Below are 16,758 nucleotides of genomic sequence, written 5' to 3' on the forward strand. Positions count from 1 at the left end.
AAAGACGACCCGCAGGCGTGGCTCAAGGACACCCGCAGCGGTGGGGACGCGTCGATTACCACCGTGTTGAACATGGACATCGGCGACTTTGCCCAGTGGCGCATGCGCGAAGACGGCGAGGTCGAGGTCCAGCTGACCAACGGCGAGTGGCTTCGCGGAGCGGAACTTATCAACCGGAAGCTGCGCGCGGCCGGCTACATCGCGTTGATCTCGGCAACGGACGGCCCAGTCAATCTGTACCCGGTGAAGCTTGAGCGCCACGCCAACCGCGAGCTGCGCGCCCTGATGAGCGCCGACGGTGCCACCTGCGCGTGGAAAGGCTGCAACCAGCCGGCGGACTTCTCCGAAGCACACCACATCCAGGAATGGGCCAAAGGCGGGGCGACCGAGGTCGAGAATATGTGCTGGTTGTGCACCTACCATAACCGACAAAACGGCCGACCGAACCGGGGGCGGATGCAGCGGGTTGGCGGCCAGATCATGTGGCAAAGCCCGAAAGGCTACCTCACACCTCGCGGGGTTAAACACACCGACCCGGCACGAAGACACGCCCGGGCCGCGCACATCCCAGCAACCGGACCGCCGGAGTAGTGGGTCGTCGATAAGCGCCAGCCCCCTGGCGCTTACTGGCATGCCCTTTGACTAGCATGTTGGGCATGACTGCACAGCCGGATGATCAGCAGAAGATTTTTCGACCGTCTCGAGAACACATCGTGGGGGTTGTTCTCATGATCGGCATCGCGCTGATCGGTATTTCCTGGGCGCCGCTGATGCTTGGCTGGCTCCTGCTGTTTCCGCTTGGCTGGATTGTGTGGGTGCTGTGCGCGTCGACAACCGTGGACGAGCGCGGCATCGGCCTGCGCTACGTGGCGCGCCCCAACACGCACATCGAGTGGGACGACCTCGAGGGCATCGGCTTCAAGGGTGCCCGCGCGCTCGCCACGACCAAAGCCGGCAAGGAATACATGATGCCGGGTGTGTCTTTTAATTCACTGCCCGATCTCGCCGAGGCCTCACGCGGCCGCATCACCGACGTGATCACCGGGGCGCAGGAAGCTGCCGACGGCAAGTACGAGATCATCGATAAGGACAATCACCACGTTTTGCTCTCGCGCGAGGAGTACGAGGAGTACCTTCGAGAACACCCAGATACGCCGGGCCCGCGCCCCACGACCGAAAATCAATAGAAGGAGCACCCGTTGATCCCCCTCCGCTCACGAGTTACCACCGTTGGCCGCCAAGCCGCTGGTGCCCGCGCCCTGTGGCGCGCGACGGGCACCGGCGAGCACGAGTTCGGCAAGCCGATCGTGGCCATTGTGAACTCGTACACGCAGTTCGTGCCGGGCCACGTCCACCTGAAGAACGTCGGCGACATCGTCGCGGACGCGGTGCGCAAGGCCGGTGGCGTGCCGAAGGAGTTCAACACGATCGCCGTGGACGACGGCATCGCGATGGGCCACTCCGGCATGCTGTACTCGCTGCCGAGCCGCGAGATCATCGCGGATTCGGTGGAGTACATGGTCAACGCGCACACGGTTGATGCGATGGTGTGCATCTCCAACTGCGACAAGATCACCCCAGGCATGCTCAACGCGGCGATGCGTCTGAACATCCCGGCGGTCTTCGTCTCCGGCGGCCCGATGGAGGCCGGAAAAGCCTTCGCGGTTGACGGTGTGACCAAGCCGAAGTCGGATCTTATCGACGCCATCGCGCTCTCCGCCAACGACGCAGTCACCGACGAGCAGCTCGACGACATCGCCAACAACGCCTGCCCCACCTGCGGGTCCTGCTCCGGTATGTTCACCGCGAACTCGATGAACTGCCTCACCGAGGCGCTGGGCCTGTCGCTGCCGGGCAACGGCACGACGCTCGCGACCCACACCGCCCGCCGCGCCCTGTTCACGCAGGCCGGCGAGCACATTGTGAAGATGTGCGAGCGCTACTACGGTGAGGGCGACGAGTCCGTGCTGCCGCGCAACATCGCCACCAAGCAGGCCTTCCGCAACGCGATGGCACTCGATATGGCGATGGGCGGCTCCACGAACACGATCCTGCACATCCTCGCCGCCGCGCAGGAGGGCGAGGTCGACTTCGACCTGACAGACATCGACGAGCTCTCGCACGTGATCCCCTGCCTGTCCAAGGTCGCCCCAAACGGCGAGGCGCACGTCGAGGACGTCCACCGCGCCGGCGGCATCCCCGCCATCTTGGGCGAGCTGCACCGCGGGGGCCTTCTGCTTGACGACGTCCACTCGATCGCCTACCCCAGCCTCTCCGAATGGCTCAGCGACTGGGACATCCGCGGCGAGAACCCGCGCGAGGAGGCCATCGAGCTCTACCACGCGGCTCCCGGCGGCACCCGCACCACGGAGGCGTTTTCCCAGTCCGCGCGCTGGGAGTCCCTGGATACGGATAGCGCGAACGGCGTCATCCACGACGTGGAGCACCCGATTACCTCCGACGGCGGCCTGGTCGTCCTGCGCGGCAACCTTGCCCCGGACGGCGCGATCCTGAAGACCGCGGGTGTGGAAGAGGGCCTGTGGGAGTTCAGCGGCCCCGCCCGCGTGGTGGATTCGCAGGAGCAGGCGGTCTCCATGATCCTCAACCGCGAAGTCCTCGAGGGCGAGGTCGTGGTGATCCGCTACGAGGGCCCCGCCGGCGGCCCGGGCATGCAGGAGATGCTGCACCCGACGTCCTTCCTCAAGGGCGCCGGCCTGGGCAAGAAGTGCGCGCTGATTACCGACGGCCGCTTCTCCGGCGGCACCTCCGGCCTATCGATTGGCCACATCTCCCCCGAGGCCGCACACGGCGGGCTCATCGGCCTGATCGAGAACGGCGACACGATCGCTATCTCGGTGGCGAATCGTGAGCTGAAATTGGATGTGCCGGAGGCGGAGTTGGCGCGGCGTCGAGAAGCAATGGAAGCTTCGGAGCGCCCGTGGACGCCGAACCGTGTCCGCGAGGTGTCGAAGGCGCTACGCGCGTACGCGAAGATGGCGACCAGCGCCGACAAGGGCGCGGTCCGCCAGGTCGACTAGCTCAGCGGGTTGACGCCGGTGCCGAACCACCAGACGGCACCGGCGATGATGAGGCCGAGCACCGCGCACGCCCACGCCCATCCGAGCGGGCGGCGCGTCCAGGCGCGCTTCGCGTCGACGCCGTAGAAGCCCGGGCCGGTGAACTGCAGCCCGAGCGCAAGCCCGAAGAGCACGACCGGCAGCCAGACGTCGGCCTCCCACGCGAAGGCGTTCCAGCTGTCGGTGCCGTCGACGATGCCGTGCAGCGCCATAAACCCGGTGACCACCACGGCCACCAGCGAGGCGATCGGCGCGAGCAGCCCGAGCACGAGGAAGACACCCGCGGTCAGCTGCAGCACCGGCACGACCACGGAAAGCCCGCTGGCGAAAGTGTAGGCGTCGAAGGCGTCGCGCAGCGCGCTGATGCCGTCCGAGCCGCCGAGGCGGAACAGGGTGGTCAGCGACTCGAGGATGAGCCAGCCGCCGAGCAGCAGGCGCAGCAGCAGCAGCCCGAAGTCCATCGTTCCGCGCTTCGCGGGCGGCTCCACGGGGACCGGCTCCGGCTCGGGCTGCGCAAGGCTCACGGTCTCGGTCGGGTTTTCCGGCATGACCTCGGTCGGCGCGGCTTTGCCGGTGAGCGTCGCGGGCTCCTCGCTTCTCGACGCCCCCACCGCCGTACTTCCGCCAGCGGCTTCTTTATCGCCAAGCGGGGCGTACGGCAGGCCGTCGATCGGGTCGAAGTCCTCAGGGGTGACATCGCGTGCGTTGTTCTTGTCCATGCTTGTAAATCTATGCCACGTGCTGCGCCGCAGCTGGCAATGTCCTCGGCGCGCCCCAACAGAACTTAGTTGACACGTCACTGTTTTGCGGGGATACTCGAGTCCATGAACGCTCAACCTGCACGCAACGCCTCCCCGGACGGCGAGTTCGTCCGCGACACCACCTACATCAACGACTACTTCAGCGCCGAGATCGCCCCAGGCAGCGATCCGCAGCCCACCGAGGACGGCAGCTACGCCTGGCCCGTCGAACCGGGGCGCTACCGACTCATGGCGGCGCGCGGCTGCCCGTGGGCCCACCGCGCCATCATCGTCCGCCGCCTCTTAGGCCTCGAGGACGTCATCTCGCTCGGGCTGGCCGGGCCTACCCACGACGCGCGCTCGTGGGTCTTCGACCTCGACCCCAACGGCAAGGACCCCGAGACGGGCCTGCACTTCCTCAAGGACGCCTACGAGGCGCGCTTTCCGGGCTATCCGCGGGGGATTACGGTGCCGGTGGTCGTCGAGAAGCGAACGCGCGCCGCGGTGACCAACGACTTCCATCGCATCCCCATCGACTTCCAGGACGCCTGGCGCGCGCACCACCGCGACGGCGCGCCTGACCTTTACCCGCGCGAGCTGCGTGCGGAGATCGACGAGATCGCGGACCGGATCTACCGCCACATCAACAACGGCGTCTACCGCGCGGGCTTCGCCGGCTCGCAGGACGCCTACGAGGAGGCGTACGCCGACCTGTGGGAGCACATGGATTGGCTGGAGGATCACCTCGGGCGGCACCGCTTCCTGGTCGGCGAGCACATCACGCTTGCCGACATCTACCTCTACCCCACCCTCGTCCGCTTCGACCCCGTCTACGTCGGCCACTTCAAGGCGTCACGCAACCGCATCGCGCAGATGCCCAACCTGCGCGGCTACCTCCAGGAACACTTCCAGCTTCCCGGCTTCGGCGACACGACCGACTTTCAGGAGATCAAGGAGCACTATTACATCACCCACTCCGAGATCAACCCGACCAGCGTCGTCCCGGTGGGGCCCGACATGCGCTGGCTTGTCGACGCCCACGACCGCAACCGCCTCCCCGGCACCCCCTTCGCCGACGGCGTGACCCCGCCGCGCCCCGTCCGCGCGGGCGAGGAGGTCAAACACCCCGCGCCGTTCCAGCGCTAGCCGCGAGCGCTGCCGAGGACGCGCAGCGCGTCGCCGTCAAGGCGCATCGTGGACCACTCGCCCATGTCGCCGGCGCCCATGGCCTCGTAGAAGCCGATCGAAGGCGTGTTCCACTTCAGCACGGTCCACTCCACGCGCCGGTAGTCATTGTCGACGGCGATGCGCGCGAGCTCCTGCAAAAGCGCCGTTCCCAGGCCTTTGCCGCGGTGTTCCTCGCGGACGTAGAGGTCCTCGAGCCAGATGCCATGGCGGCCCTCCCAGGTAGAGTAGCTCAAGAACCACAGGGCCATGCCCTCGAGCACGCCGTCGTTGTCCGCAACCAGGGCGAAGACGCTCGGGTTTTCGCCGAAAAGGTGGGTACGCACGTCCTCTTCGGTAGAGGTGACGGAGTCCGGTTCCTTCTCGTAGAGGGCGAGCTCCTTGATCATCTCGTAGATGACGGGGGTGTCGGCCTCGACGGCTTCGCGAATCTTGGTCATGGGTGCAAAGTCTAAAGGACGGCAACCCAAAGCCACACATTCGGACACCATTGATTACAAACTCATAACGTTTTCCTGGGTGCCGAAACGCAAAACTGACGTGAGGCTGGATGCGCGCGGGGGTGGATACGCTGGCGTTTCTCTCGGGCACAGGCGCAAAAATGCCCCGTACTCACGCACAATGCACATTCGCGGGCCGTGCGGCGCTTTGTTAACATCGCCCCCGGTTCATTTTCTTAGATTATCGAAACACCAAGGATTACCGTTATGAGACAAACAATCAAAGTGGCGATGGCGCTCGTCGGCCTTCTGGTCGGCGCAGGCTTCGCCTCCGGACAGGAGGTCATTCAGTACTTCCTGTCCTTCGGCTACATCGGCATCGTTGGTGCCGTCATTTCCGGCACCATCATCTTCGTGGTGGGCACCACGATTTTCCAACTCGGCTCCTACTACCTTGCCGACGACCACTCCGCGGTGTTCAACCGCGTCTCCAGCCCCATCGTGTCCAAGTACATGGACTACGCCACCATGTTCAGCCTCTTTGCTTTCGGCTTCGTCATGGTGGCCGGCGCGGGCTCGAACCTGAACCAGCAGTTCGGCTTCGCCCCATGGATCGGCGCGACCATCATGACGGTGCTGCTCGTGGCCTCCGGCTTCCTGGACGTCGACCGCATCACTGACGTCATCTCTGTCATCACGCCCTTCCTCATCGTGGCGATCATCGTGGCGTTCGGCATCACCATCATGAACATGCCGGACAGCCTGAACGAGATGAACGAGATCGCGCTACAGCAGTCGCCCGCAGACGGCGTGTTTAACAACTGGCTGCTCGCCGCCGTCAACTACGGCACCCTGGTCAACATCATGGCCGTGTCCATGATGCTGGTCATCGCAGGTTCCCAGATGAACCCGCGCACCGCTGGCGTCGGCGGCCTGCTCGGCGGCCTCATCTTCGCCATCCTGCTCGTCATTTTGAACTTCATCCTGTTCTTCAACATGGATAAGGTCGCCGGCGCTGACATGCCGCTGCTGGCAGTGTTTGACTCGATGCACCCGACCGTGGGCGTGATCGTGTCCATCATCATCTACATGATGATCTACAACACCGCCGTCGGCATGTTCTATGCCATGGCGCGCCGCCTCACCCACAAGCACCAGGATCGCTTCCGCCCCGTGTACTTCACCGTCGTGGGCATCGGCTTTTTGCTCTCGTTCGTCGGGTTCGCAGACCTGATCAGCTGGGTCTACCCGGCCATCGGCTACCTGGGCATCATCCTGACCATCGCGATCCTCGTCGGCTGGTTCCGCGACCGCAGCAACATCAAGGAAGAAACCGAGCGGCGCGAGCGCCTCGCCGAGCTTGCCGAGACCGCCCTGGACCCCACCGAGGACGACCTGTCTGCCAAGCAGCGCAAGGAAGTCGACACGCTCGTCGCAGAGTCGCACGTCGAGGACGCCGACCTGTGGCACTCCGTCCAGGAGGAAGTCGCAGCAGACCTCGACGCCGACAGCGACAGCGAGTTCACCCTCGAGGACGCCCCCGCCTTCGACCCGGAGCACGCCGACTACGAGGGTGCTCCCGAGTCCGACGGCGAAGGCATCGACTGGGACGCCTACAAGGAGGTCTACGAGACCGGCAGCTTCCCCGCGGTCAAGCCCGAGGATAAATAAGTAACAAAAAAGAGGCGCTCCCAAACCGGGAGCGCCTCTTTTGTCGTCGCTAAGCGAGCTTCTGTGCGATCATCTTGTTGACCTCACCCGGGTCGGCCTTGCCCTGAGTCGCCTTCATCACCGCGCCGACGATCGCGCCGGTGACCTTCTTGTTGCCCGCCCGGTACTTCTCCACGATGTCCGGGTTGGCGGCGAGCGCCTCGTCGATGGCCTTCTCGATCGCGCCGTCATCGCGCACGACCTCGAGCCCGCGGGCAGCGACGACCTCGTCCACGCGGCCCTCGCCCGCGATCACGCCGTCGATGGCCTGGCGGCCCAGCTTGGTGGTCAGCTTGCCTTCCTTGACCAGCTCCACCACGCGGGCGACGTCCGCCGGCTCGACGCCGAGCGCGTCGAGCTCCTTGCCCGCCTCATTCGCCTTGGCCTGGATGTAGGAAACCCACCAGGCGCGCGCCTCGTCCGGCGTGGTGCCGGCCTCGACGGTGTCCACCACCAGGTCGAGCGCGCCAGCGTTGACCAGGTCGCGGAACTCCTTCTCCGGCAGCTGCCACTCCTCCTGGATGCGCGCGCGGCGTACCCACGGCAGCTCCGGCAACGTCTGGCGGATCTCCTCGACCCACTCCGGCTTCGCGATCACCGGCGGCAGATCCGGGTCGTTGAAGTAGCGGTACTCGCTCGCCTCCTCTTTCGGGCGGCCCTTCGAGGTGGAGCCGTCCTTCTCCTGGTAGTGGCGGGTTTCCTGGACGATTTCCTCGCCGTTTTCAAGCGCGGCGGCCTGGCGCTGCATCTCGAAGCGCACGGCCTGCTCGACGGACTTCAGCGAGTTGATGTTCTTCGTCTCGGTACGGGTGCCGAACTCCTCCTGGCCTACCGGGCGCAGCGAGACGTTCGCGTCGCAGCGCATGGAGCCCTGGTCCATACGTGCGTCCGAGACGCCGAGCGCCTTGACCAGCTCGCGCAGCGCACCGACATACGCCTTGGCCACCTCGGGCGCGCGCTCGCCGGCGCCGATGATCGGCTTGGTCACGATCTCGATCAGCGGCACGCCGGCACGGTTGCAGTCCACCAGCGAGGCCGTCGCGCCGGTAATGCGGCCCGACGTCGAGCCGAGGTGCGTCAGCTTGCCAGTGTCCTCCTCCATGTGCGCGCGCTCAATCTCCACGCGCCACTCGGTGCCGTCCTCGAGCTGCACGTCGAGGTAGCCGTCGTAGGCAATCGGCTCGTCGTACTGCGAGATCTGGTAGTTCTTCGGCTGGTCCGGGTAAAAGTAGTTCTTGCGGGCAAACCGCGAGCTCTCGGCAATCTGGCAGTTCAGCGCCAGGCCGATCTTGATCGCCCACTCGACGCCCTTCGCATTCACCACGGGCAGCGCGCCCGGCAAGCCGAGCGAGACCGGGTCGATGTTCGTGTTCGGCGCGGCACCGAAGTGCGCGGAGGACGTGGAGAACATCTTCGTCTCCGTCGCCAGCTCCACGTGCACCTCGAGGCCCATCACGGGGTCGTACTTTTCCAGTACTTCGTCGTAATCCATCAAGTCGTAGGCAGTCATGGGCTCTATCCTACTTCCCGACGCTCGCCTCCCACACCTCGCGGTAACTTTCCGCCAGCGTGTCAACCGTTTCGTGCGCGTTGAGCCCGCTCGGGTTGCCGACCACCCACACGGGTGCCCCGCCGAGGCGTTCAGGTTGCAGCCCGCGGGTGGCTCGCGGGCGTCGATAAGCATCGCGGTAGGCACCGATGCCCACCACCATCACCGCGCTCGGCTTATGCTTCTCGACGCACCGCCGCACCCTCTCACCGCCAGCAACAAGCTCCTCGCGCTTCAGGTCCGCGGCGCGGGGCGTCATGCGGTCGACGAAGTTGGTAAAGCCGATGCCACGTTCGGCGAGCATCGCCGCGTCCTGCTCCGAAAGGCCGCCCGTCGCATCGACGCGGTACGGGGTGATGCCGGCGCGCTCGAGGGCGGGCCAGAAGCGGTTGCCGGGGTGTGCGAAGGGGGCGTCGTGGGCGTCGCTCAAGCGACCGGGGTTGATCCCCACCACCAGCAGGCGGCAGGGATCGGGGATCCGGTCGCGCATTTAGCCGAACATCGCCTTGGCGGTGGTGTAGCGGTGCTCCGGCACCGTCTTCAGCTGCGCGATGGCGGATTCGAGCGGCACGAGCTCGATGTTCTCGCCGTGCAGGGCGACGCAGGTGTCGAAGTTGTTGTTGTGCGCAGCGCGCGCCGCGTGGACGCCGTAGCGGGTGGCCAGCACGCGGTCGTAGGCGGTCGGCGTGCCGCCGCGCTGGATGTGGCCGAGCACGGTGGTGCGCACGTCGTAGCCCAGGCGCTTCTTAATCTCGTCGGCGACGATCTGGCCCATGCCGTTGAAGGTGATGTGGCCGAACTCGTCCTCTTCGCCCAGGCCGCCGTCCATGGTGCCTTCCTTCGGGATCGCCCCCTCGGCGACGACGACGATGCCGTACTTCTCCCCCATCTGGAAACGACGCTCCATCGCCTTGCAGATATCGGCGACGTCGAAGGGCTCCTCCGGGATGACGGTGTAGTGCGCGCCGCCGGCCATGCCCGCGTGCAGGGCGATCCAACCGACGTGTCGGCCCATCACCTCGACGATGAGGATGCGGTTGTGCGATTCCGCAGTGGTGTGCAGGCGGTCGATCGCGTCGGTGGCCACGGAGACAGCGGTGTCGAAACCGAAGGTGTAGTCGGTCGCCGCAACATCGTTGTCGATGGTCTTCGGCACGCCGACCACCGGGATCCCGTTGTCGGAGAGCCACTTCGCGCCCTTGAGGGTGCCTTCGCCGCCGATGGCGATGAGCGCGTCGATCTCCGCGTCCGCCAGATTGGCCTTGATCGTGTCCAGCCCGGCCTTGAACTTGTCGGGGTGGAGGCGGCCGGTGCCTAAGATGGTGCCGCCGCGCAGCAGGATCGAGTCGATGAACGCATCGTCGTACAGGTCGACGCGGCGGTCCTCCATGAGACCGACCCAGCCGTCCTGGTAGCCGACCACGGTCGAGCCGTACTCGGCGCTGGCAGTGCGGACAATTCCACGGATGACGGCGTTCAAGCCCGGGCAGTCGCCGCCGGAAGTCAGTGTCGCAAGTCGCATACCGTCCACCCTAGCGCGTTCGCTGCGGCGAGGCCGAGTGACCTCAAGCGTCGTCGCGTCGCAAAGCAAGCGAGCTCGCCGCGCCAATCACCATCGCCGCGAGCGGCAGCAGCATCGCGAGGTGCGCGGTCTGCGCGATGTCGCCGCGCACAAGCACCGCTCCCACGAGCGCGACGCCGAGCACGCTGCCGACCTGGCGCATGGTGTTGTAGAGCCCGGAGGCCGCACCGGTTTCGTGCTCGGGGATGCCGCGCATGGTCACCGCCGCATTCGGTGCCCAGACGAACGCACCGCCGATGCCCAGTAGCGAGGTCACGGCAGTAAACCACCACACGTCCGCCCCAGTGTGGATCAGCGCGATAGCGAGCACCAGCCCGGCCGCGGAAATGCTAAAGCCCGCGGCGCAGAGCTTGCCCGGGTCGCGACGGTCTGTCAGGTACCCGGCGACTGGGGTCAGCACGAACGCGAACACCGACATGGGCGCGGTGATCGCGCCGGATGCGGTCGGGGAGGCATCGGCGACAGTCTGCAGCCAATACATCAGCGGGATGAACATCGACGCCACGCTAAAGCCCATCGCGGCGACTCCCAGGGCTCCAAGCGCGAAGGAGCGATGCAGTATGAGCCCCACGGGTAGGAATCCGTTGTCGGTGCCGTCGCGGGCTGAGCGCACCAGCACGCCGAGCAGCAGCGCGCCGAAGAGGATCGAGGGCCACTGCCCGAACTGGATGCCGTAAACCAGCAGCCCCAGCCCTCCGAAGGAAAGCAGCACGGGCAGCAGGGTGACCCGCTCGCCGCTGCGCGGCAGTCGCGGCAGCGCGATCAGTCCAGCGATCAGCGCCACCGCCCCAAGTGCCGCCTGGGCGAAAAACGCCGCTCGCCAGCCGAGACTGTCAGCCACTGCCCCGCCGACTACCGGGCCGATCAGGGATGCCACCGAGCCGATCACGCCCCATGCGGCGAACGCCCGGCCCTGTGTGTCCGGCGAGAACACGCGCGGGATCAGCCCGAACGCCTGCGGCAAGAACGCCGCAGCGCCCACGCCCTGCAGACCGCGCGCCACCATCAGCGACTCGAAGGACCAAGACACACCCGCGAGCACCAGCGCGGCCACGTAAATGGCAAGGCCGATGAGGAAGACGCCGCGTTGCCCGAAGGCGTCGCCAAGTTTGCCCGTCGCCGGCATCGGGGCCACCGTGCACAGCAGGTAAATGCTGGTGAGCCACACGGCGGAGCCCACGTCGAAAGGTAAAAGCGGCGTGATCACGGGCATGAAGCCCTGATCGATCAGGACAAGAAAATACCCCGCAGCCAGGGCTGCGAGGGTATTCCAGGGATTAACGGCCGGCTTCAAAAGCGGCACCCACGCGGTAGAGGCGCGCGTCCTCGAAGGCCGGGGCGATCAGCTGCAGGCCGACCGGCAGGCCGGTGTCCTCGGTCACGCCCGCGGGCACGGACATGCCCGGCAGACCGGCGAGGTTCAGCGGCAGCGTGAACAGGTCGAAGTTGTACATGGCCAGCGGGTCGTCGACCTTCTCCCCGATCTTGAACGCGGTCGACGGCACGGTCGGCCCCGCGATCACGTCCACCTGCTCGAAGGCGCGGGCGAAGTCCTCCGCGATCAAGGTGCGCACGCGCTGCGCCTGCAGGTAGTAGGCGTCGAAGTAGCCGACTGAGAGCGCGTAGGTGCCCAGGATGATGCGGCGCTTGACCTCGTCGCCGAAGCCGGCACCGCGGGTGGCGGCCATGACCTGCTCGGCGGAGTGCTTGCCGTCGTCGCCTGCGCGCAGGCCGTAGCGCATGCCGTCGAAGCGCGCGAGGTTCGAGGACACCTCGGACATCTGGATGATGTAGTAAGCGCCCATCACGTCGTCGAAGCGCGGGCAGTCGACCTCGACGATCTCCGCGCCCTGGGCCTCAAGCTGAGCGAACGCCTCGTCGATGCGCGCGTTGACACCGTCCTGGGTGCCCGGGCGAGCGAACTGCTTGATGCGGCCGATCTTCACGCCGTTGAGGTCGCCGGATGCGCCTTCGCGGGCGGCGTCGGCAAGCGAGCCCACGGGGCGATCAACGCTGGTGGCGTCGAACTCGTCGTGGCCGCCGATGATCTCGTGCAGCAGTGCAGTATCCAGCACTGTGTTGGCGCAGGGGCCGACCTGATCCAGCGAAGAGGCGCAGGCCACGACGCCGTAGCGGGACACGCCGCCGTAGGTCGGCTTCACGCCGACAGTGCCGGTCAGCGACGCCGGCTGGCGGATCGAGCCGCCGGTGTCCGTGCCGATGCCCAGCGGTGCCTGGCCCGCCGCGAGTGCCGCCGCGGTACCGCCGCCCGAACCGCCCGGCACGCGCTCGATGTCGTGCGGGTTGCGGGTGACCTTGTAGGCGGAATTCTCGGTGGAAGAGCCCATCGCGAACTCGTCGAGGTTCGTCTTGCCCAAAATCGGGATGCCTGCCTCGCGCAAGTGCTTCACGACGGTCGCGTCATAGGGACTCATGTAGCCCTCCAGCATCTTCGACGCGGCGGTCGTCGGCGCATCGGTGGTGACCAGGAGGTCTTTCAGCGCCAGCGGCACACCAGCGAGCGCGGAGGCTGGGGCCTCGCCCGCCTTGACCTGCGCGTCGACGGCGTCGGCAGCCGCGAGCGCCTCGTCCGCACCGACGTGCAGGAAGGCACCGAGCGTCTCGTCGGTTTCCGCGATGCGATCCAGGAAGGCCTGGGTGACCTCGCGGGAGGTGACCTCGCCGGCCTGAATCATGCGCGCCAGCTCGTGGGCGGGTTTGGACACAAGGCCCTCGGCGGGAATGGTGTAGTTCGTCTGCTCGGTCATTTACTCGTCAGCCTCCCCCAGGATCTGCGGCACGACGAAGCGGTCCTCTTCCACCTCGGGCGCTTGGTCCAGCGCCTGTGCCTGCGTCAGTGTCTTCTTCTCCACGTCCGGGCGCATGCCTGCCTCGATGGAGTGCGGGTGGCTCATCGGCTCCACGCCCTCCGTGTCGACGCTCTGCACCTTCGAGACAGCGTCGACGATCTGGTCGAGCTGTTGGGAAATCTGCTCGAGCTCGTCGTCCTGCAGCGCAATCCGGGCAAGCCGGGCGATGCGGGCGACCTCCTCGCGGGAAATCTCAGCCAAAACGGTTCCAATCTCTTGTGTACGTGGTTAGTAAAACGCCACTCATCTTACGTCACGGCGAGTAGCAGGCTGCGAGCGCCGCTACTCCCGCACCTTGAGGTAGGTCGGCAGCTCGGCCCAGCCGCCGACCGGGTACACCTCCCGGCGCGCCGCGTCCTCGTCGACCTCGATGTGTTCAAAGACTGCGAGGAACTCTTCGGTGAAACACTTCAACTCGAGCATGGACAGGTATTTGCCCGGGCAGGTGTGGGGGCCCGCTCCCCAGACCAGGTTTGCGCTCGCGTTGCCGCCCTCCCCTGGCGCATATGCCTCCGGCTCGCCGACGGCCTGCGGGTCGCGGTTTGCCGCGGTCCAGTGGATGCGCACGCGCTGGCCTTCGTCCAGGTCGACTCCATCCAGAGTGACTGGGCAGGTGGTCACGCGCCGGTTGCTCACAAAGGGCGAGTCTTGGCGCAGGATTTCATCCGCGATGGCGGTGAACTCCTCGTGGGAGACCCCGGCTTGCAGGCGGCGACGCACCGGCTCGTTGCCGGCAAGCGCGTGGATCAACACACCAATGCAGTACGCCATCGAGCTGAGGTCGCCGGCGGTCCAGTTCCGCAGGATGGAGACGAGCTCCTCGAATTCGAGGGGGCGTCCGAGGCTCGTATCGTTGACGAGCTGTGCAGTCACACTGGGCGCCGGGAAGGCGTCCTCTTTGCCCAGCAGCGGGGAAAGTGCCTCGCGTGCTGCGGTGGCAGTTTCCGTACCGGACTGTAATGGCTGGAGTACTTCGCGGATCATGTCGTCGAAGGTCCCTGCCACTGCGGCGGTGCGCGCGAGCTCACCGGAGCGGGTCGCGGCGTTGTTCTCCGCAACCCATTCGATCAGGCGGGCTTCCATCTGCTCCGGCCATCCGAGCCACGCGAGCATGGCGCGCACCGCGAACGGCGCGCCGATGTCGGCTACTGCGTCGACAGGGGCGAACAGCGCGGCGCCCGCTGGCCTGCCGTCGCGGATATCGGCCACCACGCTGCGTGCGGCCTTTCGAAACGCCGGTTCGAAGGGGTCGAGTGCGTCAGGGGTGAGGTAGGCGTCGATAAGCGAGCGGAATTGCTCGTGCCGCCCACCATCGAGGCCATTGGGCAGCTGCATGAAGCGGGACACCCCGGAGGAAAAGCGGACCGGATCCTCGGCGACGGCGCGGGCCTGCGTGTTGCCGAGCACCACGACCTCGTTGCCGTTGCGTACAAGCCGGTGGCCGGCGGCGAGCTGGGTGTCGCCGTACGCTCGCGGGTCGGTGTCGGCGGTAGGTGCGGTTGGCAGGTTGCTCGCGTGCATGATTCCAATCCCTTCTTTCCGTTAAGATTCGCCAGCATACGGGGCCTTTCTGACCAATATGTACGGGCTGGCTGATATAACTGTGGACATGTCTTACCTTATTCGCGTTTCCCTTCCGGACGTCCCGGGCAGCCTCGGCGAGCTCGCGGAGGCGTTCGGCATGATCGACGCCAACATCCAGTCCGTGGACATTGTGGACACCGTGGCTGCGGCGGGATCAGAGGGCGGCGGCACAGTCACCGACGACATCGTGGTGGAGCTGCCAACCGGCACGATGGTGGACACGCTGATTACCGCCGCCGCGTCCGTGCAGGGTGCCGAGGTGGATTCGATCCGGCCGTTTACCGGGCGTGTGGATCGCCGCGGCCAGATCCAGATGCTTTCGCGCATCGTGGCGACGGCGGGTGACGAGCAGCGCGCGATGGAAGAGCTCGTCGGCGCGATCCCGCGCTCGATGACCTCCTCGTGGGCGGTGGCGCTGCGCGAGACCGAGGACGGCCTGGTCAGGGTCGCGGCGTCGCAAGCCGCACCCGAGGACGACGGGTCCCGCCCCCAGATGGGGGAAGTGAACCAGGCGCGCATCCTGCTACCAGATTCCGACCCGTGGGTCCCCGAGGCCTGGTGGCTTCTGGACACTGCCCTGTCCATTACCCGCCTACCCGGCACCGACCTGGTGCTGGTGGTCGGCCGCGTGGGCGGGCCGGACTTCTTAGCCTCCGAGGTGACCCAGATTGGTGACCTCGGCAGCATCATTGGTGCGATCCTGAGCTAGACCCTTGCCACGTTTTTAGAATTTTGGAATTATGGAATTCATGCAGAATTCCATGTACGGCGCACTCGGCGTCGGCACACTAGCGACGCTCGCCACGGCCGGGCTCATGCTCGGCTTTGGCCCGCGCCAAATCACCCTGGCCACGGAGCACACCGGCGACGCGCAGCTTGCCGCCAACCTCGAGCGCTTGGCCGAGGCGGAGCCGGGCCACCATACGCTCTCCGCGGTGGTCTACGACCAAGGCGAGGTCACCTTCGGCGGGCTCGGGGCCGACGAGCACACCGAGTTCGAAATCGGCTCGATAACAAAGACATTCAACGCGGAGCTGGTGCGCCAGCTTATCGACGAAGACGTGCTCGCCCTCGACACCACCGTCGGTGACATCCTGGGCGCGTCCGGGGCGCCTATCGATACGGTGACCATCGAGGAGCTTCTCAACCACACCTCCGGGCTCGAGCCGATGGGCCCGCTCGGCATTGGCGACATTCTCTGGGCCAACCTCACCGAGGGCGGCAACGCGTACCGCAAGGACTCCCCCGACGACATCCTCGCCGCCGCGCCAGAGCTAGAGCTCGAGGGCCGCGGCGAGGATGCCTACTCCAACTACGGGCACGCGCTGCTCGGCCAGCTGCTGGCGCGCACAACTGACACGCCCTACGAGGAACTCGTGCGCACACGGATCCTCGAGCCGGCGGGGATGGATGAAACGTACGTGGCGGGGCCAAGGGGCGTCGACAAGCAGAAGCTCGGGCGCGGCCTCGCCAGCAACGGGCGCGAGGCCGAGCCCTGGGACATGGACGGCTGGGCGCCGGCGGGCGCGATCCGCTCGACTGCGGCAGACATGGCGCGCTACATCGAGTGGGTCGACGAGCACGGGCGACCCGACCACGGCTGGGCAACTCTCGACGAATACACCTTCCACAACGGCGGAACCGGCGGATTTCGCACCATGTTGGTATGGGATCCGGATGACCCGCACCGCGCGGTGTACGTTGCCGGCGACACGGAAGCCTGGGTCGATGAGCTCGGCATCGAACTGCTTAAGGAGGAAGAATGATCGCGTTCGTTGTTGTCTCCATCGCCCTGTTAGCGTGGGAATCGATCAAACTTGCACGGGGGCCGAAGCGTCCCGGCCGCGCGCTGCTCAACGCGATCCTCGCCGCAGCTGTGGTGTGGCTTCTGGTAAGTCCACTGGATTTTAACGCCGATCTGCCGATTTGGCTGTGGTGGGCGATCGTCGCGTGGGCGTCGGTGCTCGTGGGCGTTGCCGCCGGGCGTTTGGCGCTGCAACGATTCTAGAATTCTCGAAAAG

At 66.2% G+C, this 16,758-nt stretch carries 17 protein-coding genes; 8 read left to right on the forward strand and 9 right to left on the reverse strand.

All coding sequences use genetic code 11. The features are described from left to right. From HMPREF2550_RS10175 to ilvD, 3 genes are all read left to right on the forward strand, one after another. Positions 1–591: HNH endonuclease signature motif containing protein (locus HMPREF2550_RS10175; protein ID WP_168167711.1), on the forward strand; the 591-nt coding region annotated here is incomplete at its 5' end. Positions 592–656: 65 nt separating this feature from the next. Continuing rightward, on the forward strand, positions 657–1,187 hold the full coding sequence (locus HMPREF2550_RS10180; RefSeq protein WP_210399962.1) for a PH domain-containing protein: 531 nt from the start codon (positions 657–659) through the stop codon (positions 1,185–1,187). 12 nt (positions 1,188–1,199) lie between these two features. Further along, positions 1,200–3,038: a dihydroxy-acid dehydratase gene (gene ilvD / locus HMPREF2550_RS10185; protein ID WP_070790934.1), complete on the forward strand. Its 1,839-nt coding sequence runs from the start codon at positions 1,200–1,202 to the stop codon at positions 3,036–3,038. Here ilvD and HMPREF2550_RS10190 read toward each other — a convergent pair. Continuing rightward, on the reverse strand, positions 3,035–3,796 hold the full coding sequence (locus HMPREF2550_RS10190) for a DoxX family protein (RefSeq protein WP_070790935.1): 762 nt from the start codon (positions 3,794–3,796) through the stop codon (positions 3,035–3,037). The genes ilvD and HMPREF2550_RS10190 overlap by 4 nt on opposite strands. Positions 3,797–3,901: 105 nt before the next feature. Here HMPREF2550_RS10190 and HMPREF2550_RS10195 point away from each other — a divergent pair, with 105 nt between their 5' ends. After that, positions 3,902–4,963, forward strand: a complete 1,062-nt coding sequence (locus HMPREF2550_RS10195; protein ID WP_070790936.1) for a glutathione S-transferase C-terminal domain-containing protein — start codon at positions 3,902–3,904, stop codon at positions 4,961–4,963. On the opposite strand, the gene HMPREF2550_RS10200 is transcribed toward HMPREF2550_RS10195, so the two are convergent. Next, a complete protein-coding gene (locus HMPREF2550_RS10200) occupies positions 4,960–5,442 on the reverse strand; it encodes a GNAT family N-acetyltransferase (RefSeq protein WP_070762945.1) in 483 nt (160 codons plus the stop codon). The genes HMPREF2550_RS10195 and HMPREF2550_RS10200 overlap by 4 nt on opposite strands. 267 nt (positions 5,443–5,709) lie before the next feature. Between HMPREF2550_RS10200 and HMPREF2550_RS10205 the strand changes: the two genes are divergently transcribed. Then, complete coding sequence (locus HMPREF2550_RS10205) at positions 5,710–7,113, forward strand: hypothetical protein (RefSeq protein ID WP_070762946.1); 1,404 nt, start codon at positions 5,710–5,712, stop codon at positions 7,111–7,113. A gap of 49 nt (positions 7,114–7,162) precedes the next feature. Here HMPREF2550_RS10205 and gatB read toward each other — a convergent pair whose 3' ends face one another. The 7 genes from gatB to HMPREF2550_RS10240 form a co-directional block, all read right to left on the reverse strand. Continuing rightward, positions 7,163–8,662: an Asp-tRNA(Asn)/Glu-tRNA(Gln) amidotransferase subunit GatB gene (gene gatB / locus HMPREF2550_RS10210; RefSeq protein WP_070762947.1), complete on the reverse strand. Its 1,500-nt coding sequence runs from the start codon at positions 8,660–8,662 to the stop codon at positions 7,163–7,165. Positions 8,663–8,672: 10 nt separating this feature from the next. Beyond that, positions 8,673–9,191 (reverse strand): mismatch-specific DNA-glycosylase, encoded by a 519-nt coding sequence (locus HMPREF2550_RS10215; RefSeq protein WP_070790937.1) that lies wholly within the window; start codon positions 9,189–9,191, stop codon positions 8,673–8,675. Further along, positions 9,192–10,223: a 6-phosphofructokinase gene (locus tag HMPREF2550_RS10220; RefSeq protein WP_070790938.1), complete on the reverse strand. Its 1,032-nt coding sequence runs from the start codon at positions 10,221–10,223 to the stop codon at positions 9,192–9,194. Between the two features lie 43 nt (positions 10,224–10,266). Continuing rightward, entirely contained in the window at positions 10,267–11,577 is a 1,311-nt protein-coding gene (locus HMPREF2550_RS10225; protein WP_083319906.1) for an MFS transporter, read from the reverse strand. Continuing rightward, positions 11,561–13,051 carry an Asp-tRNA(Asn)/Glu-tRNA(Gln) amidotransferase subunit GatA gene (gene gatA / locus HMPREF2550_RS10230; RefSeq protein WP_070762950.1) on the reverse strand — a complete coding sequence of 497 codons (1,491 nt, stop codon included), beginning with the start codon at positions 13,049–13,051 and terminating at the stop codon, positions 11,561–11,563. The genes HMPREF2550_RS10225 and gatA overlap by 17 nt, the downstream gene beginning before the upstream one ends. Then, on the reverse strand, positions 13,052–13,354 hold the full coding sequence (gene gatC / locus HMPREF2550_RS10235) for an Asp-tRNA(Asn)/Glu-tRNA(Gln) amidotransferase subunit GatC (RefSeq protein WP_070762951.1): 303 nt from the start codon (positions 13,352–13,354) through the stop codon (positions 13,052–13,054). A gap of 81 nt (positions 13,355–13,435) precedes the next feature. Next, a complete protein-coding gene (locus tag HMPREF2550_RS10240) occupies positions 13,436–14,674 on the reverse strand; it encodes a cytochrome P450 (RefSeq protein ID WP_070790939.1) in 1,239 nt (412 codons plus the stop codon). An 88-nt stretch (positions 14,675–14,762) separates the two neighbouring features. Between HMPREF2550_RS10240 and HMPREF2550_RS10245 the strand changes: the two genes are divergently transcribed. The 3 genes from HMPREF2550_RS10245 to HMPREF2550_RS10255 are packed head-to-tail and all read left to right on the forward strand — an operon-like array spanning position 14,763 to position 16,745. Beyond that, positions 14,763–15,446 carry an ACT domain-containing protein gene (locus HMPREF2550_RS10245; protein ID WP_070791140.1) on the forward strand — a complete coding sequence of 228 codons (684 nt, stop codon included), beginning with the start codon at positions 14,763–14,765 and terminating at the stop codon, positions 15,444–15,446. A 40-nt stretch (positions 15,447–15,486) separates the two neighbouring features. Further along, on the forward strand, positions 15,487–16,503 hold the full coding sequence (locus tag HMPREF2550_RS10250; protein ID WP_246819804.1) for a serine hydrolase domain-containing protein: 1,017 nt from the start codon (positions 15,487–15,489) through the stop codon (positions 16,501–16,503). After that, positions 16,500–16,745 carry a hypothetical protein gene (locus tag HMPREF2550_RS10255; RefSeq protein ID WP_070790940.1) on the forward strand — a complete coding sequence of 82 codons (246 nt, stop codon included), beginning with the start codon at positions 16,500–16,502 and terminating at the stop codon, positions 16,743–16,745. Before HMPREF2550_RS10250 ends, HMPREF2550_RS10255 begins: the two co-directional genes overlap by 4 nt. The last annotated feature ends 13 nt before the right edge of the window (positions 16,746–16,758 follow it).

The organism is Corynebacterium sp. HMSC074A01, from assembly GCF_001831515.1.
In the GTDB taxonomy this organism is placed as follows: Bacteria; Actinomycetota; Actinomycetes; order Mycobacteriales; family Mycobacteriaceae; genus Corynebacterium.

What these genes read in the sequence shown, in the direction of transcription:
- HMPREF2550_RS10180 (WP_210399962.1), top strand. Translation starts at nt 657, where the DNA reads ATGACTGCACAGCCGGATGATCAGCAGAAGATTTTTCGACCGTCTCGA.
- HMPREF2550_RS10190 (WP_070790935.1), bottom strand. Translation starts at nt 3,796, where the DNA reads ATGGACAAGAACAACGCACGCGATGTCACCCCTGAGGACTTCGACCCG.
- HMPREF2550_RS10195 (WP_070790936.1), top strand. Translation starts at nt 3,902, where the DNA reads ATGAACGCTCAACCTGCACGCAACGCCTCCCCGGACGGCGAGTTCGTC.
- HMPREF2550_RS10200 (WP_070762945.1), bottom strand. Translation starts at nt 5,442, where the DNA reads ATGACCAAGATTCGCGAAGCCGTCGAGGCCGACACCCCCGTCATCTAC.
- HMPREF2550_RS10205 (WP_070762946.1), top strand. Translation starts at nt 5,710, where the DNA reads ATGAGACAAACAATCAAAGTGGCGATGGCGCTCGTCGGCCTTCTGGTC.
- gatB (WP_070762947.1), bottom strand. Translation starts at nt 8,662, where the DNA reads ATGACTGCCTACGACTTGATGGATTACGACGAAGTACTGGAAAAGTAC.
- HMPREF2550_RS10215 (WP_070790937.1), bottom strand. Translation starts at nt 9,191, where the DNA reads ATGCGCGACCGGATCCCCGATCCCTGCCGCCTGCTGGTGGTGGGGATC.
- HMPREF2550_RS10220 (WP_070790938.1), bottom strand. Translation starts at nt 10,223, where the DNA reads ATGCGACTTGCGACACTGACTTCCGGCGGCGACTGCCCGGGCTTGAAC.
- gatA (WP_070762950.1), bottom strand. Translation starts at nt 13,051, where the DNA reads ATGACCGAGCAGACGAACTACACCATTCCCGCCGAGGGCCTTGTGTCC.
- HMPREF2550_RS10240 (WP_070790939.1), bottom strand. Translation starts at nt 14,674, where the DNA reads ATGCACGCGAGCAACCTGCCAACCGCACCTACCGCCGACACCGACCCG.
- HMPREF2550_RS10245 (WP_070791140.1), top strand. Translation starts at nt 14,763, where the DNA reads ATGTCTTACCTTATTCGCGTTTCCCTTCCGGACGTCCCGGGCAGCCTC.
- HMPREF2550_RS10250 (WP_246819804.1), top strand. Translation starts at nt 15,487, where the DNA reads ATGCAGAATTCCATGTACGGCGCACTCGGCGTCGGCACACTAGCGACG.
- HMPREF2550_RS10255 (WP_070790940.1), top strand. Translation starts at nt 16,500, where the DNA reads ATGATCGCGTTCGTTGTTGTCTCCATCGCCCTGTTAGCGTGGGAATCG.